The 26,439-nt window shown below is 64.2% G+C and carries 28 protein-coding genes and 1 pseudogene; 13 read left to right on the forward strand and 16 right to left on the reverse strand.

What is annotated here, in order from left to right:
* Positions 1–61 precede the first annotated feature (61 nt).
* From OKW38_RS28650 to OKW38_RS28665, 4 genes are read right to left on the reverse strand one after another with little or no spacing between them, the layout of a single operon-like run.
* The gene (locus tag OKW38_RS28650) at positions 62–646 is read right to left on the reverse strand and encodes an amino acid synthesis family protein (protein ID WP_027195794.1); all 585 of its coding nucleotides are present in this window, start codon (positions 644–646) and stop codon (positions 62–64) included.
* A gap of 50 nt (positions 647–696) precedes the next feature.
* The gene (locus OKW38_RS28655; RefSeq protein ID WP_429364261.1) at positions 697–1,287 is read right to left on the reverse strand and encodes an amino acid synthesis family protein; all 591 of its coding nucleotides are present in this window, start codon (positions 1,285–1,287) and stop codon (positions 697–699) included.
* Positions 1,263–2,201 carry a UPF0280 family protein gene (locus OKW38_RS28660; RefSeq protein ID WP_429364263.1) on the reverse strand — a complete coding sequence of 313 codons (939 nt, stop codon included), beginning with the start codon at positions 2,199–2,201 and terminating at the stop codon, positions 1,263–1,265. The genes OKW38_RS28655 and OKW38_RS28660 overlap by 25 nt, the downstream gene beginning before the upstream one ends.
* A 24-nt stretch (positions 2,202–2,225) precedes the next feature.
* The gene (locus tag OKW38_RS28665) at positions 2,226–3,815 is read right to left on the reverse strand and encodes a 6-hydroxynicotinate reductase (protein WP_429364264.1); all 1,590 of its coding nucleotides are present in this window, start codon (positions 3,813–3,815) and stop codon (positions 2,226–2,228) included.
* Positions 3,816–4,107: 292 nt separating this feature from the next.
* Here OKW38_RS28665 and OKW38_RS28670 point away from each other — a divergent pair, with 292 nt between their 5' ends.
* From OKW38_RS28670 to OKW38_RS28695, 6 genes are all read left to right on the forward strand, one after another.
* The gene (locus OKW38_RS28670) at positions 4,108–4,800 is read left to right on the forward strand and encodes a TetR family transcriptional regulator (protein WP_429364266.1); all 693 of its coding nucleotides are present in this window, start codon (positions 4,108–4,110) and stop codon (positions 4,798–4,800) included.
* 469 nt (positions 4,801–5,269) lie between these two features.
* Positions 5,270–5,641, forward strand: a complete 372-nt coding sequence (locus OKW38_RS28675; RefSeq protein ID WP_429364267.1) for a tlde1 domain-containing protein — start codon at positions 5,270–5,272, stop codon at positions 5,639–5,641.
* Positions 5,638–6,027 carry a hypothetical protein gene (locus OKW38_RS28680; protein ID WP_184063216.1) on the forward strand — a complete coding sequence of 130 codons (390 nt, stop codon included), beginning with the start codon at positions 5,638–5,640 and terminating at the stop codon, positions 6,025–6,027. The genes OKW38_RS28675 and OKW38_RS28680 overlap by 4 nt, the downstream gene beginning before the upstream one ends.
* A gap of 14 nt (positions 6,028–6,041) precedes the next feature.
* Positions 6,042–6,434 (forward strand): hypothetical protein, encoded by a 393-nt coding sequence (locus tag OKW38_RS28685; RefSeq protein ID WP_429364269.1) that lies wholly within the window; start codon positions 6,042–6,044, stop codon positions 6,432–6,434.
* A 556-nt stretch (positions 6,435–6,990) separates the two neighbouring features.
* Complete coding sequence (locus OKW38_RS28690; protein WP_008922557.1) at positions 6,991–7,194, forward strand: hypothetical protein; 204 nt, start codon at positions 6,991–6,993, stop codon at positions 7,192–7,194.
* Between the two features lie 33 nt (positions 7,195–7,227).
* The gene (locus tag OKW38_RS28695) at positions 7,228–7,386 is read left to right on the forward strand and encodes a hypothetical protein (RefSeq protein ID WP_429333473.1); all 159 of its coding nucleotides are present in this window, start codon (positions 7,228–7,230) and stop codon (positions 7,384–7,386) included.
* A 67-nt stretch (positions 7,387–7,453) separates the two neighbouring features.
* Here the strand turns inward: OKW38_RS28695 and pcaC are convergent, their stop codons facing one another.
* From pcaC to OKW38_RS28720, 5 genes are all read right to left on the reverse strand, one after another.
* Entirely contained in the window at positions 7,454–7,855 is a 402-nt protein-coding gene (gene pcaC / locus OKW38_RS28700; RefSeq protein ID WP_187619599.1) for a 4-carboxymuconolactone decarboxylase, read from the reverse strand.
* Entirely contained in the window at positions 7,852–8,643 is a 792-nt protein-coding gene (gene pcaD, locus OKW38_RS28705) for a 3-oxoadipate enol-lactonase (RefSeq protein WP_090807263.1), read from the reverse strand. The genes pcaC and pcaD overlap by 4 nt, the downstream gene beginning before the upstream one ends.
* A gap of 5 nt (positions 8,644–8,648) precedes the next feature.
* Complete coding sequence (locus OKW38_RS28710) at positions 8,649–10,028, reverse strand: 3-carboxy-cis,cis-muconate cycloisomerase (protein ID WP_429364271.1); 1,380 nt, start codon at positions 10,026–10,028, stop codon at positions 8,649–8,651.
* Between the two features lie 284 nt (positions 10,029–10,312).
* On the reverse strand, positions 10,313–10,972 hold the full coding sequence (locus tag OKW38_RS28715; RefSeq protein WP_018423570.1) for a 3-oxoacid CoA-transferase subunit B: 660 nt from the start codon (positions 10,970–10,972) through the stop codon (positions 10,313–10,315).
* A gap of 13 nt (positions 10,973–10,985) precedes the next feature.
* Entirely contained in the window at positions 10,986–11,693 is a 708-nt protein-coding gene (locus tag OKW38_RS28720) for a 3-oxoacid CoA-transferase subunit A (RefSeq protein ID WP_062131411.1), read from the reverse strand.
* A 419-nt stretch (positions 11,694–12,112) separates the two neighbouring features.
* Here OKW38_RS28720 and OKW38_RS28725 point away from each other — a divergent pair, with 419 nt between their 5' ends.
* The 3 genes from OKW38_RS28725 (at position 12,113) to OKW38_RS28735 (ending at position 15,148) form a co-directional block, all read left to right on the forward strand.
* Positions 12,113–13,042: a LysR family transcriptional regulator gene (locus tag OKW38_RS28725; RefSeq protein WP_090807267.1), complete on the forward strand. Its 930-nt coding sequence runs from the start codon at positions 12,113–12,115 to the stop codon at positions 13,040–13,042.
* 136 nt (positions 13,043–13,178) lie between these two features.
* Complete coding sequence (folE, locus tag OKW38_RS28730) at positions 13,179–13,817, forward strand: GTP cyclohydrolase I FolE (protein ID WP_429364273.1); 639 nt, start codon at positions 13,179–13,181, stop codon at positions 13,815–13,817.
* Positions 13,818–14,035: 218 nt separating this feature from the next.
* Positions 14,036–15,148 carry a VTT domain-containing protein gene (locus OKW38_RS28735; RefSeq protein WP_429364275.1) on the forward strand — a complete coding sequence of 371 codons (1,113 nt, stop codon included), beginning with the start codon at positions 14,036–14,038 and terminating at the stop codon, positions 15,146–15,148.
* 66 nt (positions 15,149–15,214) lie between these two features.
* Here the strand turns inward: OKW38_RS28735 and OKW38_RS28740 are convergent.
* A pseudogene (locus OKW38_RS28740) lies at positions 15,215–15,703 on the reverse strand (GGDEF domain-containing protein); the annotation flags it as partial.
* A gap of 274 nt (positions 15,704–15,977) precedes the next feature.
* Entirely contained in the window at positions 15,978–16,823 is an 846-nt protein-coding gene (locus OKW38_RS28745; protein ID WP_429364276.1) for a CHAD domain-containing protein, read from the reverse strand.
* A 222-nt stretch (positions 16,824–17,045) separates the two neighbouring features.
* On the opposite strand from OKW38_RS28745, the gene OKW38_RS28750 reads away from it, so the two are divergent.
* Both OKW38_RS28750 and OKW38_RS28755 read left to right on the forward strand, forming a co-directional pair.
* Positions 17,046–17,639: a short chain dehydrogenase gene (locus tag OKW38_RS28750; RefSeq protein WP_090807273.1), complete on the forward strand. Its 594-nt coding sequence runs from the start codon at positions 17,046–17,048 to the stop codon at positions 17,637–17,639.
* A 235-nt stretch (positions 17,640–17,874) separates the two neighbouring features.
* The gene (locus tag OKW38_RS28755; protein ID WP_429364278.1) at positions 17,875–19,461 is read left to right on the forward strand and encodes an inorganic phosphate transporter; all 1,587 of its coding nucleotides are present in this window, start codon (positions 17,875–17,877) and stop codon (positions 19,459–19,461) included.
* Positions 19,462–19,559: 98 nt separating this feature from the next.
* Here OKW38_RS28755 and ppk2 read toward each other — a convergent pair whose 3' ends face one another.
* Together ppk2 and OKW38_RS28765 are read right to left on the reverse strand one after the other, a co-directional pair.
* Positions 19,560–20,486, reverse strand: coding sequence for a polyphosphate kinase 2 (gene ppk2, locus OKW38_RS28760; RefSeq protein WP_429333466.1), 927 nt, complete (start codon positions 20,484–20,486; stop codon positions 19,560–19,562).
* A gap of 161 nt (positions 20,487–20,647) precedes the next feature.
* A complete protein-coding gene (locus OKW38_RS28765; RefSeq protein ID WP_090807279.1) occupies positions 20,648–21,046 on the reverse strand; it encodes a VOC family protein in 399 nt (132 codons plus the stop codon).
* A 177-nt stretch (positions 21,047–21,223) separates the two neighbouring features.
* Here OKW38_RS28765 and OKW38_RS28770 point away from each other — a divergent pair, with 177 nt between their 5' ends.
* On the forward strand, positions 21,224–22,273 hold the full coding sequence (locus OKW38_RS28770; RefSeq protein WP_429364280.1) for a S1C family serine protease: 1,050 nt from the start codon (positions 21,224–21,226) through the stop codon (positions 22,271–22,273).
* Between the two features lie 49 nt (positions 22,274–22,322).
* On the opposite strand, the gene ggt is transcribed toward OKW38_RS28770, so the two are convergent.
* Together ggt and OKW38_RS28780 are read right to left on the reverse strand one after the other, a co-directional pair.
* Positions 22,323–24,068, reverse strand: coding sequence for a gamma-glutamyltransferase (gene ggt, locus OKW38_RS28775; protein ID WP_429364281.1), 1,746 nt, complete (start codon positions 24,066–24,068; stop codon positions 22,323–22,325).
* Between the two features lie 38 nt (positions 24,069–24,106).
* Positions 24,107–25,510 carry an MFS transporter gene (locus tag OKW38_RS28780; RefSeq protein WP_090810228.1) on the reverse strand — a complete coding sequence of 468 codons (1,404 nt, stop codon included), beginning with the start codon at positions 25,508–25,510 and terminating at the stop codon, positions 24,107–24,109.
* Between OKW38_RS28780 and OKW38_RS28785 the strand changes: the two genes are divergently transcribed.
* Positions 25,452–25,667: a hypothetical protein gene (locus tag OKW38_RS28785; RefSeq protein WP_429365588.1), complete on the forward strand. Its 216-nt coding sequence runs from the start codon at positions 25,452–25,454 to the stop codon at positions 25,665–25,667. The genes OKW38_RS28780 and OKW38_RS28785 overlap by 59 nt on opposite strands.
* On the opposite strand, the gene OKW38_RS28790 is transcribed toward OKW38_RS28785, so the two are convergent.
* Complete coding sequence (locus tag OKW38_RS28790) at positions 25,651–26,415, reverse strand: NTP transferase domain-containing protein (protein WP_429333463.1); 765 nt, start codon at positions 26,413–26,415, stop codon at positions 25,651–25,653. The two genes, OKW38_RS28785 and OKW38_RS28790, sit on opposite strands and share 17 nt — an antisense overlap.
* Between the last annotated feature and the right edge of the window lie 24 nt (positions 26,416–26,439).

Below are 26,439 nucleotides of genomic sequence, written 5' to 3' on the forward strand. Positions count from 1 at the left end.
ACTACCAGCGAAACAACCCGCGCAACAAGCGCAGGCAAAAAAGCGGCGAAAAAGCGATTGTTCAGCGCAAACCGTCTTCGCCCTTGATCTCGCTCGCCTGCAGGCCGCCGATGCGCGGCAGCGGCCGGCCCGACGCGGTCACCGCGACCGCCACGACGATTTCGTTCGCGCGCGGCGCATCGGCCACGCGCGCCTCGATCGCGTCGAAATGGCTGCGCACGTAGGCGGCGTCCTTGTGGCCGAGCGGCACGTCGATCGCGGTGCCGAGCGTGCCGATCTTCTTCGCCGACGGCACCAGCGCCGCGCCCTTTTCGACCGCCGCGCGCAGCGGCGCGCCGAGCTTCGGATGCAGGATCGCGGCCGCATGTTCGAGCTCGCCCGCCTCGCCGACGATCGCCGCCTTGCCGTAGCTTTGCGCTTCGCCCGGCGCGATGCCCAACGCCTCGACGCAGCGCTTGCCGAGCAGCGCGCCGAGTTCCTCGCCAGCTTCGATCAGCGCGTCGAGCTTCGCTTCGTAGCGGCCCGCATACGGATTATCGATCACCGCAATCGCGACCGCGCGGCGCGCGGGCGGCTCGACGGTCTGGCCCATTTCGATGCGTGTTTCGTCGACCTGCACGACCAGCTTGCGAAGCCTGATTGCCATTTGCGCTCTCCGAGTTTCGTTGCCTTGCAGTATGGTTGCCGCGCGCCGCTTCAGCGCAAGCCGTCCTTGCCGACGATCGCCTCTTTCGCGAGGCCGCCAACCCGCGCATGCACGCGCTGCCCCGCGCTCATCGCGAGGATGTAGACGATCTCGTCGGCGGCGGGCGCGCCGGGCACGCGTACTTCGATCGCGTCGAAGTGGCTGCGCACGTAGCTCGCGTTGACATGCGTGAGCGGCACGTCGAGCGCGGTGGACGGCGCGCCGACCTTCTTCGTCGACGGCACGATCGCGTGGGTCGGCACGCCGTGCTTTTCGAGCAGCTCGCGCATCGCGTAGCCGCCGGGCACATGCCATAGCGCGCCGTGCTCGAGTTCCCCGCGCGCGCCGACGATCGCGCCCTTCCCATAGCTTTCGATCGACGCATGCGGCACCGCCATCGCCGTCAGCAGCCGCTGCGCCATCTCGAAGCCGAGCGGCTTCAGCGCTTCCATCGCGGGTTCTATTTTCGGCTCGTAGCGGCCCGCGAACGGATTCGTCATCACCGCGGCGATCGCGCCTCGTCTGAGCGGCTGCGCGGGCGCGGGGCCGAACTCGTGGAAGATGTCTTCGACGTGCGTCAGCACGCGGCGTATTTCGAACACGGAGCCTCCGTTGTCAGTGCAGCGCGCGTGGCGGACAACGCGCGTGAATCGTCGATGCCGGTGACCCGCGCCCGTCCTTGCAGGAACAGCGCGGCGCCTTCGATCAAACCCTGGTCGCGCAACCGCTTCGCGACATCGACGCCGCGGGCGAGCGCGAAATCGATCAGCGGCTGCGGCAGACGCGGCACGTCGACGGTCACCAGCAGATCGCCGAGATCGCTATCGTCCTTCAGCGACGACGCCGGACGCCGCACGATTCCCGCATGGTCGAGATCGACCGCGTTCGCGATCATCGTCGCGGCGGCGTCGGCGCTCGCGGCATCGCGCGCGAGCACGGTCACGCTGTCGGCGATGCCGAGACTGAAGCTGCGGCCGCGCCAGCCGCTCGTCGCGATGCCGCGAATCGGCTGCCGAGCGTCGAGCGTCAGATGCGCGTCGAGCGCAGGGTCGTGCGCGAAACGCGTGCCCGGAATTTGCGCGAGGTCCGCCAACACGCCCACGCGATACTGCTGCCCCGCCGCGAGGTGCAGCGCGATGTCGCCGCCGTTGTTGATGAAGGCGCGCGCGATGCCGTCGCGCGCGAACGCGGCGATCAGTTCGTCGGCGACGCTGCCCGCGACCGCCGCCATCGGCGTGATGAAGCTCGAACGATGCGGATGACACGCACGCCACATACGCGTCGCGACCGGCCCTCGAAGCGGGCAATCATGTCGTGCCGCCACAGCCTGCACTGGTTGCCGAAGCACGTTCAATTCGCGGACCAGCTCCTCCAGCACAGGACTGAAGCGCTCCCAGCATGCGTCATATGCGGCACGCACCGCGTCGGGCTCGCCGTCGGCGCCGAGGATCAGGTCGATCGGCCCGTGCTGCCAATGCCAGCGGTGTTCGTCGAGGCGGGTTCGGGTGGGGGTCATCGCGTGATTTTTTCGTCAGGGTGCTTAACCGGGCATTGCAGGCGGCCACGGATTGTCCGGATCGCGAGCCAGCGTCCGCCGCGCGAGCGGCGCGCCTTCCGTATGCGTCGGCCCGCTCGCGAGCACGCTCTGCAACGAGCGCACCGCCTCGACGTGGCCGCCGAGATCGCGGTACGTGTCGTACGTCATCGTGAATTCGATCGGCGCGACGAGCGCCGGTGTCGGCACCGTGCCGAACGAGCGGTCCGGCATGCGCGTCACGTCGACCATCACGGTGATGCCGCCGCCCGGCCACACATAAGCCGGCGCGCCGCCGCACGTGACGTTGACGAGCTTGCGCTTGATCGCGCGCGTGAGCAGCACCGGATTCTCGGTCGCGCCGGCGCGCAGACTGCCGCCCGCGCCGCCGAGAAACAGCACCGTCGCGAGCGACGGCTCGCAGTTCTCGCCGATCCGCTCGACCGTGCGGCGCACCGCGTCGGGCATCGGCGCGATGCGCGGCACGAGCTGTGCGTCGAGTTCGTACCATTGCGCGTGTTCGCCGGTCGTCGAGACCATCAGCACGCGCATGCCCGGCTTCGCGACCGACGGATCGAATCCTTCGACGATCGCGAGCGGGTCCTGAATGTCGGTGCCCCCCCAACCGGTGCCAGGATTGGCAACCTGGAAATAGCGGCCCGGCGTCGATTTGCGGCCGCGTATCTTGAGTCCCGAGCGCGTCATGCCCAGGCAGCGGCCCGCCTGGTGCTCGGTCAGCACGCCCGTAATGTGATCGTCGACGACCACCACCTCATCGACGTGGCCGAACCATTGCTTCGCGAAGATACCGATCGTCGCGGAGCCGCAGCCGACGCGCATGCGCTGCTCCTCGACACCGTCGACGATCGGCGCGACGCCGGCGCGAATCACGAGACTCGCGCCGCCGTCGATACCAAGCTCGACCGCCTCCTTGTTGCCGAGCGCGAGCATCATGTCGCAGGTCACGCGGCCTTCTTTCTTGCTGCCGCCGGTCAGATGATGGACGCCGCCGAGGCTCAGCATCTGCGAGCCGTATTCGGCCGTGCTCACGTGACCGACGATCTCGCCGTCGCAGCGCACGTTGGCCTGTTCGGGGCCGAGAAAGCGGTCGGTGTCGATCTTCACCTTGAAGCTGCAATAGCTGAAGATGCCTTCGGTGACGACGGTGACCATGTCGACGTCATCGAGCTTCGACGCGACGATGAACGGCGCGGGCTTGTAGTCGGGATAGGTCGAGGAGGCACCGACGCCGGTGACGAAGAGGGCCGGTTCGACGGTGCTTTGGTCGGCGGCGGGGGCTGTGCCGAATTCGATCGTCGCATTTGCCTGATCGGCGTCGGCATCATCCGCACGCGACAGAAACACCACCGGATCGACGCGTATCAACCGCCCATCCGCATTCGCATAACGGTCGCACGCGCCGGTGCGCCCTTCCGAGATCTGGCACAGCACCGGACACGCATTGCATTCGATCTTGTTCGCGGCCATGCGCTCGCTGCGCGGCGCCGACTTTGCGAGCACGGTTGGGCCCGGCGTCGACGCGGTATCGCGATCGACACTCTCTGCACCGAAATCGACCTTCGTATGTTCTGTCATCGTGGGGTTCCCTACGACATCACAGGCGCGACATGACTGGCGGTGCTGCGTGGTGCGCGAATCGTCCCGGTTTCAGGGCATTTCCGCGTGGGCCGCCCATTTTCATGTTGCGGTCACTCACCGTTCATGTAGTATCTTCTACACCAAACTCGATTGAAATCTACTCGATCAAAATCGACTGTGCAACGTGTTTTCCGTCACGCGGGATCATGGTGCAATGCGGCATCGGCGTGCTGAGTCTGCGCGCCCGCCGTTCAAACCGACGCTGACAAAAAAGAGATCCGAGACCGTCATGAGCCCCACCGCCGCCCGCAAGCCGGGCGCCATCGGTATCCGCGCGAAACAGGCGCAGGACACGCGCGCCAAGATCCTGAAGGCGGCCATCAGGGTGTTCGCGAAGCAGGGTTATGCGAGCGGCCGCATCGAAAGCATTTCGAAGGCCGCGCGTTCGCACGACCGGATGATCTATTACTACTTCGGCAGCAAGGAGCAGCTATTCATCGAAGTGCTGGAGACGATCTACACGCAGTTCAACGAAGCGGAAAGCAAACTCGATCTCGATCTGCGCGATCCGGTGCATGGCCTCGAACAGATGGTCGAGTTCGTCTGGCAGTACTACCTCGATCACCCAGAGTTCGTGACGCTGCTGTCGAGCGAAAATCTGCACCAGGGCAAGCATGCGAAAAAATCGCAAAAGCTCAAGGAGATTTCGGGCTACGCGATTTCGGTGGTGCAGAGGCTATTGGAGGCGGGCCGCGCGCAGCACGTATTTCGCGCCGATATCGCGGCGCGCGACGTGTATCTGATGATCGCGTCGCTCGGCTATTTCTATAACGCCAATCAGTACACGCTCGGCGCGTTTCTCGGCGAGCCGCTGATGGACAAGGCGGCGCTCGCGCATTGGCGCGAGGTGATCAAGGAGACGGTGTTGCGCGCGGTGTGCGTGCAGGTGCCGGTGAGCGTCGTAGCGACGACTACCGCATAAAAAATATCGGCGCCCGCCGAATTCGCGAATGAATGCCGTGCGGATTCCTTCGATACCAATCCTGAACGGCGCGCATTCCTTCACAACGGTAACAGGCGTCTTCGTTTTGCGGCTTTCGTTTGCTGCGGCTTTCGTGGCTTGAGGCTTCACTTCGCCGACCTTCGTAACGTCCGGCTTTTGCACATCTGCGTTTTGAACGTTCGTTGCGGCTGCATCTTCGCGTTCTTTTTTGTTGCTTTGATTCGCATTCTTTACATTGTGTTGCGCCGGCAATCGTTGCGGCGTGGTTCTGTTTTCCCCACGAATCGGCCCCATACTCATATTCGCCGTGATCTTTCGCGATCAATTGCACTTGCCTCTGTCGGCTCGATACGCGGATGCAGATCAAACTGACGTATATCTTAAAAATTGTGTGCAGCCAGATGATCTGGTGTAATCGTTGGTTCGTACAACCAATGAGGAAAAGACGATGGTGTGGATTTACAAGCATGAGAGCCACTTGTTGTATCACAACGACAAATTAATCACAGATAAGGGATATTCCGGCAAGGGAGAGCACAAGAATAAACACAGTAGCCAATATGTCCGCGACGGGGGACCAATCCCCGTTGGCCTGTATGAAATTACGGCACCGTTTCCGCACCCTAAAACTGGACCGTTCTCGATGCGGCTTAACCCGGTTTGCGGAACGTGCTTAGGCGAACGTTCCGCCTTCATGATCCACGGCGACAGCCAGACCGATCCCGGCAACGCGTCAAATGGATGTATCGTTCTGCACTTGCCATACCGCAAGCAAATCTGGAACAGTGGCGACAGAATGCTTAGGGTGAAACATCCATGAAACGCACCTTTGCAGTCCTGCTGCTATCCCTTCCCGCGCTATGCCTGGCGCAAGGCAGACCGAACCCGCCATGCGACGGGTGGCCGACCAACATCGCCGAAAACAGCCTAAAAAAGGCTGGCATGCTTGGCAATATCGACTATACGAAAACCCAAGCCGTGCAACTGGCGTCCGAGAAAATAGGAAAAGATGAGGATGGCGAACAGTTGTGGCGTGAGGTCTATCACATCACCTTTCACGAAAAAAACGGAAACAAGGTCAAGGTGATTGCTGTGAACGACGCTGGCGAATTTGAATGCTCAATGAGTGCCGTAGAGGTTTTTGTCGTTTCGAAGCATTTGCTGTCAAGAGTCGAGGCTGACAGAATGTTCAAGCAGATAGAGTGAGGTCCTTTGAATCCATGAAACACGCTTTTGCAGTCCTGCTGCTATCCCTTCCCGCGCTATGCCTGGCGGAACCCGGACCATACCCGCCATGCGGCGACCGGTTTCCGGCCTATGTGGCCCAGATGGCGCTAAGAAAAACTGACATCCTCTCCCTGGATTTCGATGCTACGAAAACAAGGGCCGTGCGACTGGCGTCCGAGAAGATCGGTAAATATGAGGATGGCGAACCAATGTGGCGCGGGGTCTATCAGATTACCTTTGAGGAGCGAAACGGAAATAAGATCAAGGTGGTTGCTGTGTACGAGATAGGCGAACTGGAGTGTACGATTAGTGACGAACAGTTCCTTATCGTTTCGAAACAGTTGCAGCGTGGCGGCGGGGACACTCGGTACAGGCATATCGAGTGAACCGCGCCAGTTCAGACCCGGACCCGCATCGCGCGGGTCTTTTTTTGCCTGCGAGCAGCGCGTCATAAGGCCCCTGCCTCGCTCTGTTTCAGTCATTACACCCCTTGCCCGCGCGGCCTGTACGTCTGGTTCGGGTCTGTCCGTAGGCTTCCACGAGATAGTCGCCAAGGCGGGCAATCGATCCGATACCGCTTCCGGCGCGAAAGCCCGTTGCGGGCCGCATGTAACCATCGCCCTCCCAGTCTTCGCACGCGTCGAGTACGGCCAGCTGCGTGGCGCGGAAGTGTCTGGCCGCCTCCCGCACGGTCGGATGCAAACGGATGGTTGGAGGTGATGGAGCCGGTACAGCCGGACTTGACGCAGCGGCTGCTGACGATCTTCTCGGTATCACCAGCGACGGGATGCGACCATACGGAATCTGACCGCGTTGCAGGACTACGCGCGTAAAGCGCAGCGGGTGTGGGGCATCGATAGCAGCCGGAAATATTGAAAAAGGAGTCAGCCGTGCGTCGTTATACTCAGCTCTGCCCGTCAACTTTAAAAAATGGAGGTATGCGTGGGCGCTCTTTCCATATGGCACTGGCTGGTGTTTGTTCTTGTTGTCGTCATCGCGGAGATTATCCCGCTATGGCTGATCCTGAAGAAGGCGGGATATGCGGGCGCCTGGTCGCTGCTCGCCTTCATTCCGGTGGTGAACGTCATTCTGCTGTGGTTCATTGCCCTGGCCCGCTGGCCTGCATTGAACGCAAGACAGTCCTGACCTGTCGCGGCCGGTCGGAATGGACGAACTGAAATGGCCGGCCGCTACCGCAACCCTTCCTACCGCCAGTACTTGCCGCAGGAACTGCTCGATGAACTGCGCGCGGTGTCGAAGGCGACCCACCGTCGGGTGCAGCAGATCGTGCGGGTGGCCGTGCAGCGTTTCCTGCGTAAGCTGCGGAGTCCGTCGTGAGCACGCCTGCCCTCACCTTCGATCTGATCCTGCGCGATGCGCAGGGCCAGTTACGTGTGCTCAGTCTTTACGACTTCGCCGCCGCGGCCGCCGCATCATCCTCGCGAAACAGCTTGTCGGCCAGATGGAACGCGGAGTTGGCCGCCGGCACGCCGCAGTAGATCGCGGTCTGCAGCAGCACTTCCTTGATCTGCTCGCGCGTGACGCCGTTGTTCTTCGCGGCACGCAGGTGCAGCGCGAGTTCTTCGCTGCGATTCAACGCCACCATCATCGCGATCGTCAGCAGGCTACGCGTATGACGCGGCAGACCTTCACGCGTCCAGATCTCGCCCCATGCGTAACGCGTGATCAGGTTCTGGAATTCCTCGGTCAACTCGGTGCGGTTCGCGAGCGAACGGTCGACGTGCGCGTTGCCCAGCACCGCGCGACGCACCTCCATACCGGCTTCGTAACGGTCTTCGTCGTTCATTTTGCCTCCGTCAGGAAGTCGAGCACGGTCTTCGTGAACTCACCGGCCTTTTCGATGTTGGAGATATGCGAGGCATTGAGTTCGACGTAGCGCGCGCCCGGAATCGACTGCGCAAGTTCGCGGCCTTGCGCGGCCGTGGCGGCGAGGTCGTGCGTGCCGCTGATCACGAGCGTCGGCAGCTTGATACCCGGCGTTTCGGGCCGCAGGTCGGCCGCGTCGATCGCGTCGCAGTTCGATGCGTAGCCTTCCTTGTCGGTATGCACGAACACGTCGCGGATCATCGCCAGCACGACCGGCTCGCGCTCGATGAAGTCTGCCGTAAACCAGCGCGGCAGCACCGCGTCGGCGAGCGCAAACATGCCTTCGCTGCGCGCCTTCGCGGCACGCGGCACCCACACTTCCGGCGAGCCGATGCGCGCGGCCGTGTTGCACAGCACGACGCGCTCGAAGCGGTCGCCGTGACGCGCGGCGAGTGCGACGCCGGTCAGGCCGCCCATCGATATGCCGCAGAAATTCGCGCGCGCGATCTTCAGCGTATCCATCAGGCCGAGCACGTCGCCGCTCAGCTGCTCGATCGTGTACGGACCCTTCGGCGCTTCCGAATGACCGTGGCCGCGCGTGTCGTAGCGCAGCACGCGGAAGTGCTTCGACAACGCCGCGACCTGCGGCGTCCACATGGACATATCGCAGCCGAGCGAATTCGACAGCACGAGCCACGGCGCGTGGCCGTGACGATCGCCGTCGATACGATAGTGAAGCTCGGTGCCGTTGACTGCGGCGTAGGGCATGCCGGTTACTCCTTGGAATGGGCGCGCTGCGCGCGCGTGGTGTGAAGCGCCAGCGCGGCGTCGACATATGCGTGCGCCTGGCCGACGTATTGAGCGGGATCGAGCAGCTGCTTCAGGCGCTCGAGCGAAAGATGTTCGGTGACGGCCGAGTCGGCGGCGAGCACGTCATACAGCGTCTTGCCGTCGCGGATCGCCGCCTTCGACGCGCGCTCGACCAGATGATGCGCGTCGAGCCGGCCGATGGAATCGCCGAGCGCGAGCATCACCGCTTCGCCGAGGATCAGGCCGTGCGTGACGTCGAGATTCGCGGCGAGGCGCGGTACGTTCACGCTCAGGCCGGACGCGATCTGTTCGATGTTCGCGAGCGCGCCGCCCGCGAGGCGCGCGAGATCCGGCAGCGCGTCCCATTCGGCCTGCCAGCCGCCGAGCGCGCGTTCGTGCTCCTGCACCATGCCGGCGAACACGGTCGCCACGAGGCCGGGCGCGCTCGTCGCGGCCGTCAGTACCGCCGCGCAACCGACCGGGTTGCGTTTGTGCGGCATCGTCGACGATCCGCCCTTGCCGGCCGCGGCCGGTTCGGCGAGTTCGTCGATTTCGGTTTGCATCTGCAGCGACACGTCGCGCGCGATCTTGCCGAGCGTGCCGATCAGCATGCCGAACAGCGACGCCGTCTCGGCGATGCGATCGCGCTGCGTGTGCCACGGCAAGGTCGGTACCGCGAGGCCGAGTTCCTTGGCGAGCGACTGCGTGACCTGCGGCGCCGCCTCGCGCAGACTCGCGAGGGTGCCGGCCGCGCCGCCGAATTGCAGCACCAGCACACGTTCGCGCAACGCGCCGAGCCGCTCGCGATGACGCAACAGCGCGTCGAGCCATTGCGCGAACTTCAGACCCAGCGTGATCGGCAGCGCCTGTTGCAGCCACGTGCGGCCGATCATCGGTGTCGCGCGATGGGCGGCCGCGAGTTTCGCGACCGCGTCGCAGGTGGCTTGCAGGCCGCTGTCGAGCAGGTCGAAAGTGTCGCGCAGTTGCAGTACCGTCGCGGTGTCGATGATGTCCTGGCTCGTCGCACCCCAATGCACGTATTTGCCAGCTTCGGCATCGGCAGCTTTGACGCGTGCAGTCAGTTGCTTGACGAGCGGAATCGCGAGGTTGCCGCCGAGCGCGGCGTCGCGTGCGAGCGCGTCGGCGTCGAGCTGGTCGGCCTGGCAGGCCGCTTCGATCGCAGGGACGGCGGATTCGGGAATGACTTTGTGCGCGGCAGAGGCACGCGCGAGCGCGGCTTCGACGTCGAGCATCCGCTGCAGCGTGGCACGCGGCGCCCAGATGTCGTTCATCGGCTGTGTGCCGCAAAGAAGGCCAGTCAGACGGGCGCTGGAGTCGAGCATGGTGACGACGATGTTTGAGGGAATCGGAAGCGAAGAAGCGGCACGACGCGCGGCGGTTCGAAGCAGACGCCGTGGCGGAGCAAGCGCTCGTGCCGTGCGTATGCCGCGGTATGTGCTGCGTATTGTGCGCCAAACGCGGTCAAGCCGTCGCTGAAGTTGCCAGGCCAGCGCTGACGAGGAGTTCGCCCCGTCAGCGCTGGCCCGTTCGCGCAATGCCGCTTTCAGACGAGACGCCATCGACGCGGCCGCAAAGCAGACCGCCGCCGCGACGCCTCAGCCAACCATCAGGCCGCGCGCGCGGCCTGCGTGCCGTCGGTCATCGGCACACCGGTCAGCTTCAGCAGTTCGTCGAAGCCGATGTCCGTGAAAATCTCGCGCACGACGAGGCCTTCCTTCGTGACGTCGATCATTGCGAGGTCCGTATAGATACGGGTCACGCAACCGATACCGGTGACCGGGTACGAGCACTCGGCGGTGATCTTGCTCTCGCCCTGCTTGGTCAGGTGCTCCATCATCACGTAGACCTGCTTCGCGCCGATCGCGAGGTCCATCGCGCCGCCGACCGCCGGAATCGCGTCGGGTGCGCCGGTGTGCCAGTTCGCGAGATCGCCCTTCGCCGACACCTGGAATGCGCCGAGCACGCAGAAGTCAAGATGGCCGCCCCGCATCATCGCGAACGAATCCGCGTGATGGAAGTAGGCGCCGCCCGTCAGCAGCGTGACGTGCTGCTTGCCGGCGTTGATCAGTTCGTCGTCTTCCTGGCCCTTCGCCGGTGCCGGGCCCATGCCGAGCAGACCGTTTTCGCTGTGCAGGAAGATTTCCTTGTCAGCGGCGAGGTGGTTCGCCACCAGCGTCGGTACGCCGATGCCGAGGTTCACGTAAGCGCCTTCAGGGATGTCCTGGGCAACGCGCTTGGCCATTTCATCGCGAGTCAGTTTCTTCATGTCGGTCTCCGGGTCAGGCAGCAGCGTCGTGAGGATTGGGCGTGGGGGCATGCGCCGCTTGCGGCACCGCGATCACGCGTTGCACGAAAATGCCGGGCGTGACGATTTCTTCCGGATCGAGGCCGCCGAGCGGCACCACTTCCGACACCTGCACGATCGCGGTCTTCGCTGCGCTCGCCATGATCGGTCCGAAGTTACGCGCGGTCTTGCGATAGATCAGGTTGCCCCAGCGATCGCCCTTGTACGCCTTGATCAGCGCGAAGTCCGCGTGCAGCGGCGCTTCGAGAACGTAGTGACGGCCGTCGATCAGACGGGTTTCCTTGCCTTCGGCGAGCTTGGTGCCGTACGCGGTCGGCGTGAAGAAGCCGCCGATGCCCGCCCCCGCGGCGCGGATGCGCTCGGCGAGGTTGCCTTGCGGCACGAGTTCGAGTTCGATTTCGCCGGCGCGATAGAGCGCGTCGAACACATACGAGTCGGTCTGGCGCGGGAACGAGCAGATGATCTTGCGCACGCGCTTGGCCTTCAGCAGCGCCGCGAGGCCGATATCGCCATTACCTGCGTTGTTGTTGACGATGGTGAGGTTGCGCGCGCCCTGCTCGATCAGCGCGTCGATCAACTCGGACGGCATGCCGGCCGTGCCGAAGCCGCCGATCATGACGGTCGCGCCGTCGTGGACATCGGCGACCGCCGATTGAAGTGTCTCGAAAATCTTGTTGATCATGTCGAATTTCCTTTGGGGGCGCTACGTGCCGCTGGGCTGACAGCCGTAACCGGCAAGGCTCGCGCGGAAACAGTCTCCGGGCATGCTGGCGACGGCTCGCGAGGGGGAGAGCGGGCTGGCGCCTTCGATTGCTTCGCCGCTGAATTGTTCGTTGCGTGAACAGTGATTCGTTTAGCGAACGCTTCGGCGATTATGGTTGTCCTGTGGGCGGGTTGTCAAGGCAGGGAAACCCCCTTCATCATAGGTCGCCGCGCGCGGCGGCGAAGGTCCGGGATGCCCTCGTCCAGCGCTCGCCCTGCGCGCGAAAATGCCGGCCGCGCAAAATCCCACTATGCTTATGGGCGATTTTTCAACTAGGCTTTATAGCGATACGGCATAAGCATTCCCTTGCCCTGCCCGCCCCGCGAGCCATAACAAGCATGTCCGAGACACATCTGGATCTGAACCTGATCCCCTATCTGGTCGCGATGGAAGACACGCGCAACGTGAGCCGCGCCGCCGAGCAGCTCGGTGTGAGCCAGCCGCGCGTGAGCACCGCGCTTGGGCGCCTGCGCGAATACTTCGACGATCCGCTGTTCGTGCGCACATCGAAAGGCATGGAGCCGACACCGCGCGCGCTCGCGATCCTGCCCGCCGCGCGCGACGCGTTGCTGCGCATCGAGAAAGGCATGCTCGACGTGCAGGATTTCGATCCGGCGACGAGCACGCACACGTTTTCGATCGCGCTGTCCGACGTCGGCGAAATCGTGTTTCTGCCGCGTCTTTTGCAGCTGTTCGCCGAGCGCGCGCCGTCCGCGAAACTGCGCTCGGTCACGCTGTCGCCGTCGCAAGTGGAACGCGGGCTCGAATCGGGCGATGTCGACCTCGCCGTCGGCTATTTTCCGGACCTGGCGGGCAACAACTTCTTTCAGCAGCGGCTCTTCACGCATCGCTTCATCTGCCTGATGCGCAGCGGACATCCGCTGTCGAAGGGGCCGCTCACGCTCGAGCAATACGTGGCGTCCGGGCATGCGGTCGTGCGCGCCGAGGGACGCAGCCAGGAAGTGCTCGAGCAGTACCTCGAAAAGAAGCGCATCAAGCGACGCGCGGTGCTCGAAACGCCGCACTTCATGAGCCTGCCTTTCATCCTCGCGCGCACCGACCTGCTCGCGACCGTGCCGCACGCGATCGGCTTCGCGTACGTGTCGGAGCATGCGTCGATCATGCTCGTCGAGCCGCCCCTGCCTCTGCCGCGCTTCGACCTGCGGCAGCACTGGCATCGCAAGTTTCATAACGATCCGCGCGGCAGTTGGCTGCGCGGCGTGGTCGCCGAGCTGTTCAACGATGCGATGGACGAATGGCCGAAGTAGCCGTGCGCAGCACGCCCGCGACTGCCCCGGCCGCGAAACGGGCATCGGCACCTTCGGCGCAAAACATGGAACAATGACCTCAGTTACTGACCCCGCGCGCCGCGCAGCATCGACGCGCGATCCAGGAGGACGACGCATGACCAGCAGCAAGGCAAAGAAGACCAAACCCGTAGTGGCCGCCGAACGCCCGAGCCGCGAAGAAGCCGAGGCAGCCGTGCGCGTGCTGCTGCGCTGGGCCGGCGACGATCCGCAGCGCGAAGGCCTGATCGACACGCCGGCACGCGTGACGCGCGCTTACGACGAGTTTTTCGTCGGCTACCAGGTCGATCCGCGCGACATCCTCGCGCGTACCTTCTCCGAAGTGGACGGCTACGACGAAATGATCGTGCTGAAGGACATCCGCTTCGAAAGCTATTGCGAGCACCATATGGTGCCGATCATCGGACGCGCGCACGTCGCGTATCTGCCGAACCATCGCGTGGTCGGCATTTCGAAGCTCGCGCGCCTCGTCGATGCGTTCGCGAAACGGCTGCAGATCCAGGAAAAGATGACGGTGCAGATCGCCGATACGCTGGACGAGGTGCTGCAGCCGGCCGGCGTGGGCGTGATTCTCGAAGCCGCGCATCAGTGCATGTCGACGCGTGGCGTGCACAAGGCGGGCGTCACGATGGTCACGTCGCGCATGCTCGGCACGTTCCGCACCGATCCGTCGACACGGCGGGAGTTTCTGGCGATCGTCGGGAATCCGGGCGTGGTGGCAGTGCCGAATGCCTGATGAGGTGGACCCGGGGACTGCTCGTGGTTCGTTGACGATGCAGCCCCCGCCCCTGCGAATCCAGCGTGCGCGCCCGCGCGCACTCTCTTCGAGCGCGCCGGCCACCTTGCGGTGGGCACGCGGGGTTGACAGTTAGTTGCGTATTGACGATTGAGGCCGATGGTCGATACCGGCCGTCCACGCATGCCAGCGCAACAGCAGCAACAGGAGCGCCTCAATTGGTCGAGTTTCCGTTGTCGGCGGTTTCAACCTGGGGCAGCGCTATCGTGTTCGTCAACGTCCTGCTGACGCGCCTCGGCGTACCGATTCCGGCCGTGCCGATGCTGCTGTTCGCGGGCTCGGCGATCGCTGCGGGCACCCTGGCGTTCTGGCCGACCCTCGGCGCGGCGGTGCTGGGCGCATTGATCGGCGACGGCACCTGGTTCGCGGCGGGCCGTCTGTATGGACGCAAACTGCTCGCGTGGCTCGGCCGCTTGTCGCCCGCCGTCGATACGAGGCTGGAAACCGCGCGCGCGCTATTCGAACATTATGGCGTGCCGCTCGTGTCGATCTCTAAGTTCGTGCCCGGCCTCGGCCTGATTACGCCGCCGCTGATGGGTACGACCGCCGTCGACATCCGCATCTACGCACTATGGGATCTGGCGAGCGTGATCGCGTGGGCGACGTTCTGGCTGCTCGGCGGCGCGGCCGTGGAACGCGAGGTGCATATGCTGCGCGCGTTCGTCGAGCAGCGCGGCGGCACGATCGCCGACATTCTTCTTGCGGTGGCGCTCGTCTATCTGCTCTACCGGCTGTATCTGCGATATTACGAACGGCGCCGGTTCACGCGAGCCACGTCGGCCCAAGCCGCGCCGATGCAGGCCGCGCCGACGCAGGCTTCATCGGCAAGTGCCGCCGCGTCGAGCATGCCGTCGCGCTGGCGGCGCTCCGGCCGCCTGCGCCGCATGGCGCCGTCCCGCGTGCTCGATGCGCGGCCCGGCGCTCCGCTGCTCGATCTGCGACGCCAGATTCCCGACGCGCGCGCGCTCGATCCGCATTCGCCTGAGCAGATCGACGGCGCGCTGCGCACGCACGACATGGTCATCTATTGCATCTGCCCGGACAGCGCGACCGCGCTCGAAGTCTCGCAACATATGCGCAGCAATGGCTACACGCGGATTCGCGCACTGCGCGGCGGGCTCGATGCATGGCAGCGGCGTGGCTTCCCGGTGGGCTTGCTGGCTTACCCGGATGGTTCGGCCGCCGATCGGCCGCGCTCGGCGTTGCGGGACGAAACACCAGCGGCGGTGACGTTGCGCGGCTTCGCGCCGCGCAGTGCGGAGCGCGCCTGAATTGCGCTGCGTCGCGACAATCTGGGCCGGGAAGGCGCTCACGCTCACGCGAACGAACACCTGGCGTTAAGGCGCCGCCCCCGTGCGCGAGACCCCCTGCGTCGCCGAATCCTCGTCCCACTGCGCCGACCGGGTGCGATTGCGCCCCTCGTTCTTCGCCACATACAACTGTCCATCAGCGGCCGCCATCAGCTCGAGTCCGTTCGCGACATCCGTGGCGCTCGGCAGCGCCGTTGCGCAGCCGACGCTCACCGTCACCGCCTGCGGCGCATCGTGTTCGCGCACGATGACCTGGTTTTCCACCTTGCGACGAATCTGCTCCGCGACCGCGAACGCGCCCTGCGCGGTCGTATCCGGCAGCACCACCGCGAACTCTTCGCCGCCGTAGCGCGCGACCAGATCGGCCGAGCGCAGCGCCACGGACGCGATGCAATCAGCCACCGCGACCCATACCTCGTCGCCGCTCTCATGGCCGTAGGTATCGTTGAAACGCTTGAAGTGATCGATATCGATGAACAGCACCGACAACGGTTTGTTGTCGCGTCGCGCCCGCTTCCGGCCTTCGCCGACCTCCACCGCTGTCAGGATCGACATCGCCAACGCGACGAGCGTGCCGGCGACGCCGGCCACCCACGGACGGTTGCCAACATAGCGGGTCATCCCGGCTCGAACGGCGCGCAACGTCAGGCGCAGCCGATGACGCAGCGAAAGCCCATGCGGTGCCACGCCCCTCGCCTCCTTCGCGGACTATTCTTTCGGACCGCAGCGCGGTGCGCCGTGCATTTTGGGCTGCGGATCCTCCGCGCTAGCGAGGACCGAACGCGCTCTCTCAGCCCAGTAGCTCCGACGCCGCGCGCAAGCGGCGTTTGCGTTTCCTGTCGAGCCAACCCAACGCGGCTTCGATGTGGTCCGCGTCGGCAAGCGACGCGGCATTGTCCCGCAACAGCGTTTCGCTCGCGACGGTATCGTTGAGCATGCCGAAGCGCTTCTGGATTTTTTTCAGGCGCTTGAGCGTGCGCTTATGGCTGGTTTTAAGCACCGGCCGGAAAAACTCGAACAGATAGCGCAGTTTCTTGCCCGCTTTTCTGACATCGTGAAAGGCTGCGTAATTCGAGCGTTTCGCATGGCGCGCGCGTTTGACGCGCTTTTTCAATGAGCGCTCCGACGCCCCTATGCGTCGAGCGGCAAATTTGCGCAGCGCAATAGCCGAATCGTGCGTGGCGTGCAGTTGCGCGGAAGTGGTGGCCAACGCATCGCGCAGCAGGTGTTTGACGTCGGCGTTCAACAACGTCTCGCGGCTGGTCGCCAGCGTGTCGCGGCGCGCCTGCTCGAGCTTCGGCATCAATGCTTGCGCGCCGCTGTCTTGCTGCCTGAGCAACGCGATCAGGATGTCCCAATCGCGCGTTTTACCCGCCGCGGTGGCGAGAAACTTGTAGACCGCGCGTTGCCGGGAATTTTCGCCCTTGTCGAGCAGCGGTGCGAAAGCCCACCATAACGAACGCAAACGCCGCAGTGAAACGCGCAGTTTGTGCAGCGCTTCGGGTGACGCGTCGCCGTGCACCCCTTTGGCGAGCCGGATCGCCTCGTCGACGAGCGGTGCTGCGTAGGAAGTGAAGGCTCGCTGTGCCGGTTCGTCCTCTACCGGCTCGTTGACTATCTCGCTGTCTTGCTTCATCGACGCTCCCGGGAAACATGACCTTACTTCCAGCGTAGCAAAAATGATGCTCAGGAGGATCGCGGCGCGTGTCAGCCGGTTCTTCCCTCACGCGTTGGCGCGTCGCGCCGGCAGCGTCTATCCTCGACCGATAGGATCGCGCGTTGCACGGTTCGGCGAGTGCTCCGGCGACGATGCAGTGTGCAGTGCGGCAATTGCCGCAAACAGACCTTAGGAGGATGTATGCGAATACTCGTTGTCGGTGCGACCGGCCTGCTCGGTTCGCACATCGTGAGGCTGCTCGCCACCGAGCATGACGTGGTCGGCGCGAGCCGCAAAGGCTCCGAACTGCACGTCGACCTGTCGGACAAACGCAGCATCGAAGCGATGTATGCGCAAGCCGGCAGCTTCGACGCGATCATCTGCGCGGCCGGCTCGGCGAAATTCGCGCCGCTCGCGGCGCTTGGCGACGAAGACTTTTCTTTTAGTCTTGCCAACAAACTGATGGGGCAGGTCAATCTGGTGCGCTGCGGCGTGGACCATGTGTCGCAAGGCGGCTCGTTCACACTGACGAGCGGCGTGCTCGCGCAACAGCCGATGGAAGGCAGCGCCGCGGTCAGCATCGTCAATGCGGGTGTCGAAGCGTTCGCTCGCTCGGCCGCGCTCGAGTTGCGAGGCAAGGCCCGCGTCAATGTGGTCAGCCCGGGGTGGGTCGCCGAAACGCTCGAATCGATGGGCCGCGATCCGTCGCAAGGGGTACCGGCGGAAATCGTCGCGCAAGCTTATAAACGCACCCTCGGTGGCAGCGCAAGCGGCGAAGTAGTCAGCGCATCGTAAGCGCAACCGAAGCCCGCTCGCCGCTCGTGCTATTCATCACTTTCTTAGTCCGGTTCGGACATCTTACTATTCCCGTCCGCCAGCCTGCGTAGCATTTACCGGCGTGAGCGGCATAGCATAGGCCGCGCCGCGCCTGCTTTTCCCGCACCCCAATGCCGTCACGTAGTTGTCATCGTTGCGACACACAGCGAAAGCAGCATCAAGAACTCTGCGACCACTTTTTGGGGCTCACGTCATGCCGGAACTTTCGTATCCGCAACCAGGCGCCGCCAGCGGCAAAGGCCGTAACGCGGGCCTGGTTATTTTCGTTGCCCTGCTCATCGCGGGCGTCGTGTACTGCGGCGTTCATCTGATAGACGATCTGCAGCCCGTACGCGAAAGCTCGGTACTGCCGTATCTGCTGCTCGGTGTCGCGCTGCTGATCGCGCTCGGCTTCGAGTTCGTCAATGGCTTTCACGATACGGCCAACGCGGTCGCCACCGTCATCTACACCCACTCGCTGACGCCGAATATCGCGGTGGTCTGGTCCGGCACGTGGAATTTTCTGGGCGTGCTGACGTCGAGCGGAGCGGTCGCCTTCGGCGTGCTGCAACTGCTGCCCGTCGAGTTGATTCTGCAGGTTGGCAGCAGCGCCGGCTTCGCGATGGTATTCGCGCTGCTGATCGCCGCGATCATCTGGAATCTGGGCACGTGGTCTTTGGGCCTGCCGTCTTCGAGTTCGCACACGCTGATCGGCTCGATCATCGGCGTAGGTCTGATGAATCAGATGCTGCATGGTGCGAACGGCACCAGTGGCGTGGACTGGAATCAGGCGCTCGGCGTCGGCAAGTCGCTGCTGTTTTCGCCGATCGTGGGCTTTCTGCTTGCGGGCCTGCTGCTGCTGATCCTGAAGGCCGTCGTGCGCGTGCCCGCGCTGTATGCCGAGCCGAAGGGCAAGGAGCCGCCGCCGTTCTGGATTCGCTGCCTGCTGATTCTGACCTGCACGGGCGTGTCGTTCGCGCATGGCTCGAACGACGGCCAGAAAGGCATGGGGCTGATCATGCTGATCCTGATCGGTACCGTGCCCACCGCCTACGCGCTGAACAAGGCGGTCACGCCGGCGCAAACGCAGAACTTCGTCGCGGTCGCGCATCAAACCGCGGCGACGCTGTCGCGCTACACGCAGGGCGCGGCGCCTTCCGCGGATCCGCGCGCCGACGTCGAGGCCTTCGTGCGCACCCGTCAGTTGACGCCCGCCACGCTGCCGGCGCTGCAGCAGCTGACCGAGCAGATCGGTCGCCAGGTTGCCGAGTCGGGCTCGATGGCCGCGGTGCCGCAAGGCATCGTCGATAACGTGCGCAACAACATGTATGTCACCTCCGAGGCGATCCGTCTGATGCAGAAGGCCAATCAGCCGCAGTTCTCGCCCGAAGACGCGAAGGTCATCGCCAACTTCAGAACGCAGATCGACCACGCGACCAAGTTCATTCCGCCGTGGGTCAAGGTGGCGGTCGCGATCGCGCTGGGTCTCGGCACGATGGTCGGCTGGAAGCGCATCGTCGTTACGGTGGGCGAGAAGATCGGCAAACAGCATCTGACGTACGGCCAGGGCGCGTCGGCTGAACTCGTCGCGATGGTCACGATCGGTGCCGCCGACCTCTACGGTCTGCCGGTGTCGACGACCCATGTGCTCTCTTCCGGCGTGGCCGGCACGATGGCGGCCAACGGCTCGGGTCTGCAATGGGCCACGGTGCGCAGTCTGATCCTCGCATGGGTGCTGACGTTGCCCGCGTCGATCGCGCTCGCGGGCGCACTGTTCTGGGTGTTCCGTTCGGTGTTCTGAGTTCGCCGATCCGGCGGGGCGAAGCAAGAAGAAAAGCGCGGTACGCTGATATACGTACCGCGCTTTTTCGTTGGCCGGCTATTTCATACGATCCGCTTTTAATACACCTCGGGCACGATCATCGACTGAGGTACCGGCTGACGGCTATAGTCTTCGTGATAGACACGCGACGGCAAGTCGATCTGCGGATGCTCGATCTCGTGATACGGCACCTGGCTCAGCAGATGCCGAATGCAGTTCAGGCGCGCGCGTTTCTTGTCGACGGCCTGCACGACCCACCACGGCGCCTCGGGGATATGCGAGCGCTGCAGCATCACCTCCTTCGCCAGCGTATAGGCTTCCCAGCGGCGCCGGCTTTCCAGATCCATCGGACTCAGCTTCCACTGCTTGAGCGGATCGCGAATGCGGTTCTGGAAGCGGATTTCCTGCTCTTCGTCGGTGATCGAAAACCAGTACTTGAGGATCTGCACGCCGCTGCGCGCCAGCATCTTTTCGAACTCCGGCACCGAGCGGAAAAACTCTTCGTATTCCTCGTCGGTGCAGAAGTTCATCACGCGCTCGACGCCCGCGCGGTTGTACCAGCTGCGATCGAATAGCACCATCTCGCCGCCCGCCGGCAGATGCGATACATAGCGCTGGAAATACCATTGCGTGCGCTCGCGATTGTTCGGCGCGGGCAATGCGGCCACGCGGCACACGCGCGGATTGAGGCGCTGTGTGATGCGCTTGATCGCGCCGCCCTTGCCGGCCGCGTCGCGCCCCTCGAAGATCACGACGAGCCGGTGCCCGGTCGCGACGATCCAGTCCTGCAGCTTGACCAGTTCTCCCTGCAGCCGGAACAGTTCGCGGAAGTACTGCTTGCGCGCCTCGCGATGCTCGGGCGTAAAGCCGTCCGGGCCGTCGATGATGCGGTCGTCGACCTCCATTTCGAGTTCTTCGTCGTAGGCATCGATGAGGTCTTCCTCGAAACGGCGTTGCCGCTCCGCCATCAGTTCGATATCGGGTCTCGGGTCCGGCTCTTTCATTGCGGCTCTCCTCGCAACAGGAATGGGATGGCGCGCGGCGGCTAGCGCGACGCGGTCGCGTTCGATTATCGAAGCGCGAGGTGTCAGCCGTGTTACCGCGTGGGCGGCCGCTGCACATGCGTGATAACCCCATGATAGCGAGTTTGCCCCGACTTCCGCCGCTAGGGCAGCGGCCGCGCGAAGCTCAGTTCGTGGCCGTCCGGATCGGTGATATGAAAATAGCGCTCGCCCCACGGCGCATCCGACGGCGCGAACGTCGGCTGCAAGCCTGCCGCCACCGCCCTGGCATGGAACGCGTCGACGTCCGACACGTAGATGATCACGCGCCCCCACCAGTTGACCGGCGCGCGCGCATCAGCGATCAGGTTCAAATACGAACTGCCGAACGCGAACGACGTGAAGGCCTCGCGCGGACCGCCGAACTTGATCGGGAAGCCGAGCGCTTCGTAGAACGCGACGGCGCGCTGCATGTCGCTGGTGGCGAGCGTGATCGCACAGAGCGACTCGATGCGTGGACCCGGCTGCGGGGATTGCGGCGCTGAAGCGTTAGATGCGGACATGAACAGGGTCTCCGTGGCGCGAGCGAGCGACGAGCGACGGCCCGCCCGGGAAAGTGTCTCACGGGCAGTGGCCACCGGTCTGGCGGCGCGGCCGGGACGCCGCCGACGCCCCCGGGATGCACTTGAAAACTCGCGCGGCGCCCCGCATCTCGGAGCCCGTCTATCCGGAGCATCGTTATGGGAAGCCGCCCACGCTTCATCGATGACCTGTCGAGCGCCGCATCCGACGCCCCCGGGCCCCAATCCACCGACCTTTTGACCCACGACGACGACGCGCTGCTCGACGCCTACTCCCGCACCGTGATCGGTGCACTGGAGCGCGTGCAGCAGGCGGTCGCGTTTATCGCCGTCGAACGCCGGCTGCCCGGCGACGCGTCCGCGCATGGGCGCGGCTTGCGGGGCGGCACTGGCTCGGGCTTCCTGTTCACGCCCGACGGCTACCTGCTGACCAATAGCCACGTCGTGCATGGCGCGACGCATATCCAGGTGACGCTGGCCGACGGCGCGAAGTTCGACGCCGATCTGGTCGGCGACGATCCCGGCAGCGATCTCGCGGTGCTGCGCATCGGTTCGCCGGAACCGCTGCCGCATGTCGAACTCGGCGAATCATCGAAGCTGCGCGTCGGGCAGATCGCCATTGCGGTCGGCAACCCGCTCGGGCTGCAACAGACCGTGACGACCGGCGTCGTTTCGGCGCTCGGCCGGTCGCTGCGCTCGAACTCCGGCCGCATGATCTACGACGTGATCCAGACCGACGCGGCATTGAATCCGGGCAACTCGGGCGGACCGCTGATCAATTCGGCGGGTCAGGTGATCGGCGTGAATACCGCGATCATTCCTGGCGCACAGGCCATCTGTTTTGCGACCGCGATCGATACCGCGAAGTGGGTCATCATGCAGATCTTCGCGCACGGTCGCGTGCGACGCGCGTATATCGGCGTGGCCGGCACGACGACGCCGCTGTCGCGGCGCGTGCAGCGCTACTTCGAGCTCGGCACGCAAAGCGGCGTGCGCGTGATGGAGATCGTCAAAGGCAGTCCGGCGGCGCTCGGCGGCTTGCGCACCGACGACACGATCGTCGCGATCGACGCGCAGCCGGTGCAGGATGTGGATGCACTGCAACGCACGCTCGATGCTTCGCGTATCGACAAGCCGGTCAACGTGACGGTGTTGCGCGGCGCGCAGCGGGTGGAGTTGACGGTGACGCCGGTGGAGCAGGCAGGGTGATGGGGCACTTTGCGTTGGGCAGCCTTGCCTGGATGCCCAGAGTGAAACCCTACCGAACCACCCGCGTCACCCCTCGCCCGCGCGGATCGGCCGCCGCCTCCGGCTCGTCCCCATCGATCCTGATCACCTGAACATCGCCGGTGAATTCCTGCCCTTCCAGCTTGTAGCCCTTCGCCTCGAGCTGCTGGGCGAGTTCGCCCTCGATCGGCTTGTACGGCTCCGAATAGATCGTATTCGGCGGCAATAGCTGGTGATGGAAACGCATCGCGGCGAGCGCATCCGGCAACGGCATGTCGAAGTCGTAGATGTCGTTGATCACCTGGAAGATCGTCGTGAAGATCCGCGATCCGCCCGGCGTGCCGATCACGAGCGCGACCTTGCCGTCCTTCGTCAGAATCGTCGGCGCCATCGACGACAACGGGCGCTTCTTCGGCTCGATCGCATTCACGTCGCTGCCGACCACATCGAACATGTTCGCGGCGCCCGGCTTCGCGGAGAAGTCGTCCATCTCGTCGTTCAGCGCGATGCCTGCCCGATCCACCACGACGCCCGAGCCGAACGCGCCGTTCAGCGTGTACGTGTTCGACACCGCGTTGCCCCATTTGTCGACCACCGAAAAATGCGTGGTCTCCGCCTTCTCCGGCATCGAGGTCCCGAGCCCCGGCTGAATGCTCTTCGTGTCCGACGGCATATTCGGATCAACCTCGGCCGCGCGCTTGGCCAGATACGGGTCGTCGATCAGTTGCGCGACCGGCACCTTGTAGAAATCCGGGTCGCCGAGATACTGCGCGCGGTCCGCGAACACGCGCTTCTCGAGCTCCGCGATCAGATGCACGTATTGCACGGAATTGAGCGGCACGTTCTTGAACTCGGGCGCGATATCGGCCTTCATCTTCAGCAGTTGCACGAGCCCGACGCCGCCCGAACTCGGCGGCGGCGCGGTGATCACGCGGTAGCCGTTCCAGTTCGCCTGCACCGGCTCGCGCCAAACCGCCTTGTACTGCGCGAGATCGGCCTTCGTAATCAGGCCGTGGCCGCGCATTGAAGCGGCGATCAGATCCGCAGTCTTGCCCGTGTAGAAATCTTTCGCGCCCTGATCGGAAATACGCTGCAGGACCGCGGCAAGGTCAGGCTGCCTGAAGGTGACGCCCTGCTTCAGATTGCCGAAGTAGGTGTCGAAATTGGTCCTGCCCGCGAAGTTCTTCGCCGCATCGTCGCGCAGCTTCTGCAGTTGCGGGGCGACCACGAAGCCGTCGCGCGCATAGTGAATAGCCGGCGCGAGCACCTGCTGCCATTTCAGCTTGCCGAAACGGCGCTGCGCTTGCCACATGCCGTCAACGGTGCCTGGCACGCCCACCGCGCGATAGCCGACCAGGCTCATGCCTTTGATGATCTCGCCCTTGTCGTCGAGATACATGTTCTTCGTCGCGGCGAGCGGCGCGCGTTCGCGATAGTCGAGGAAATAAGGCTTGTTGTCGACGTACAGCGTCATGAACCCGCCCCCGCCGATGTTGCCCGCATCCGGGAACGTGACCGCAAGGGTGAAGGCGATCGCGGCGGCCGCATCGACCGCATTGCCGCCTTCGTTGAAGATCTGCTCGGCGGCATCGGCGCTGTATGAGTCCGGCACCGCAATCGCCGAACCGGCAAGCACGGCCGGTTGCGTCTTCGCGGGCGCTTTCGCGACAGCAGGCGCCGCCTCGAGAAACCCGGTTGAAACGCAAAGGATTGCGATCAGGGCAAGACCGCTGATCGAAGCACTGGTTGAAGCTTTGACGTTGCGAAACAACTTCATGACCTCCTCATCGACGACGACGGCATCCGTATGATGGCTTACGCGCGCCCGCGACTGCCGCGCGAGATCTCATCGCCCGCGTCTCGCGGCAGCCGCCGCGTAATCGGAATCGACAGGCACGAGAACAGACCGACGACGAGAAACGCCGGCCAGAAATCGGAGAACACGATGTTCGGATGCCCTTGCACACGATGCGAAATCTGCAGCACGATGCCCGAGATCGTCACGCCGAGGCCGAGCGACATCTGCTGGATGACGCTCGCGACACTCGTCGCGCGGCCGACGTCGCTGCCCGGAATATCGGCATAGGCCAGCGTATTGAGCGACGTGAATTGCAGAGAAGGAAAGAAGCCGCCCACCAGCACGATGCACCAGATCACCCAATGCGGCGTGCCGGGAAAGAACAACCCGTACACGGCGATCGCGAGACCCGCGCACGCGGCGTTGACCATCAGCACGGTACGAAAGCCGAAGCGTTCGAGAATGCGCGACGCCACCGTCTTCATGAAGATCGAACCGAACGCGGACGCGCACGTGATCGCGCCGGCTCTGAACGCGGTCATGCCGAGCCCTTCCTGCAACGCGAGCGGCAACAGGAACGGCACGGCGCCAAGACCGATCCGAAACAGCGAACCGCCGATCACGCTCGCATGAAAACTTGGAATGCGCAGCAAACGCAGATCGAGCACCGGCAGCGCGACGCGGCTCGCGTACAGCACATAAAGCAGCAGCAACACGATGCCGGTCACGCACATGCCGACCGATTGTCCCGTCGACACCAGTTCGCCGCCGACCAGCGAGAGCCCGAGCATGAACAGCGAAGCCCCGCTAGCCGACAGCGCGAAGCCGAGCCAGTCGAGCCGGCCCGGATGCGGCTCGCGCGTATTGGCGATGTATTTGTTGGTGAGCCAGATGCCGAGCAGGCCGATCGGCACGTTGATCACGAAGATCAGACGCCAGTGCAGATAGGTCGTGATAAAGCCGCCGAGCGGCGGCCCGACCACCGGACCGAGCAACGCCGGCACCGTCAGATAGTTCATCGCGCGAATGAACTCCGACTTCGGCAGCGACCGGAAGATGATGATGCGGCCCACCGGCACCATCAGCGCGCCGCCGATGCCCTGCACGAAGCGCGCGAGCACGAAGGTATCGAGCGAAGTGGAGGCCGCGCACAGCAGCGAGCCCGCCATGAAGATGCCGATCGCGGTGCGGAACACGGTGCGCGAACCGAAGCGGTCGGCGACCCAGCCGCAGATCGGGATAAAGACGCCAAGGCCGATCACATACGCGGTGACCGCAAGCTTCAGCGTGATCGGATCATGACCGAGGTCGCGTGCCAGAACCGGCAGCGACGTCACGATGACCGTGCCGTCGACGTTTTCCATGAACATCGCGCACGCGACGATCAGCGGAACGATGAAAGCGCCTAAAGCGAGCAGCATTGTCATGGCGACGGGCGGCCAGCCATCAATGGAAAGCGTCGATTATGGCATCGCGGCGACAACAAATGTTGTCGCGCGAGGGGATTTTGCCGGGGTGCCATCGCGCGCTGCCGTGCATCTTCGCGCGCGGCACGGACGCCTCAGCGCGATGCGCTGACGAGCGGCTGCAACTGCGGCAGGATCTCGTTGGCGGCGCGCGCGACGTCGTTCGGAAAGTCGATCTCGATCCACGGCGCGCCGCTCACCTCGGCCGTGTCGAACACCTGGCTGCGCTCGAGCAGCAGGTCGCGCACCGCCTCTTCGTGCGGCATGTTCGCGCGGCCGCTGTCGATATAGCCCGCGACGATCTGCGTGAAGCGTCGCGCGGTTTCCTCGCGGAAGCGGAAGAAACCGACCGACTCGCCGATCGTGTCGTACTCCAGAGTGACCGCGAGCTGCTTGCGCAACTCGACCGGCACGCCGTCCTTCAGGCACAGCTTGACGGGCTCGTCGCCCGCTTCGAAATCGCGGTCGATCAGCAGACGGTTCACCGACTCGCCCGCCACCAGCGCGCTCAGGATGCGCTCGTCGTACAGCACGTCGGCGTCCATCAGCAGCACGTCGCCGCCGCGCGTCAACGCGTCGGCAACGGTATGCACGGTCAGCACGCTGCCAAGATCGAAGCGCGGATTGAGCACGGTCTCGACCTTGTGCGGCCAGTCGATGCGCGCGAGTTCCGCCTGCACGGATTCCGGCTGGAAACCGAGCGCCAGCACGACGTCGGTCACGCCAGCGGTTTTGAGCATCTGCAGATGCCGTTCGAGCAGGCTCATGCCGTCGAACTGCAACAGGCATTTCGGAAACTGGGCTTGCGGCGGCTGCTGGAGACGCAGGCCGAGGCCCGCTGCGAGAATGATTGCGCGCATGCGCGGTCCTTTGAAAAAAGTACG

This window comes from Paraburkholderia sp. MM5496-R1, assembly GCF_050436205.1.
Classification (GTDB): domain Bacteria; phylum Pseudomonadota; class Gammaproteobacteria; order Burkholderiales; family Burkholderiaceae; genus Paraburkholderia; species Paraburkholderia tuberum.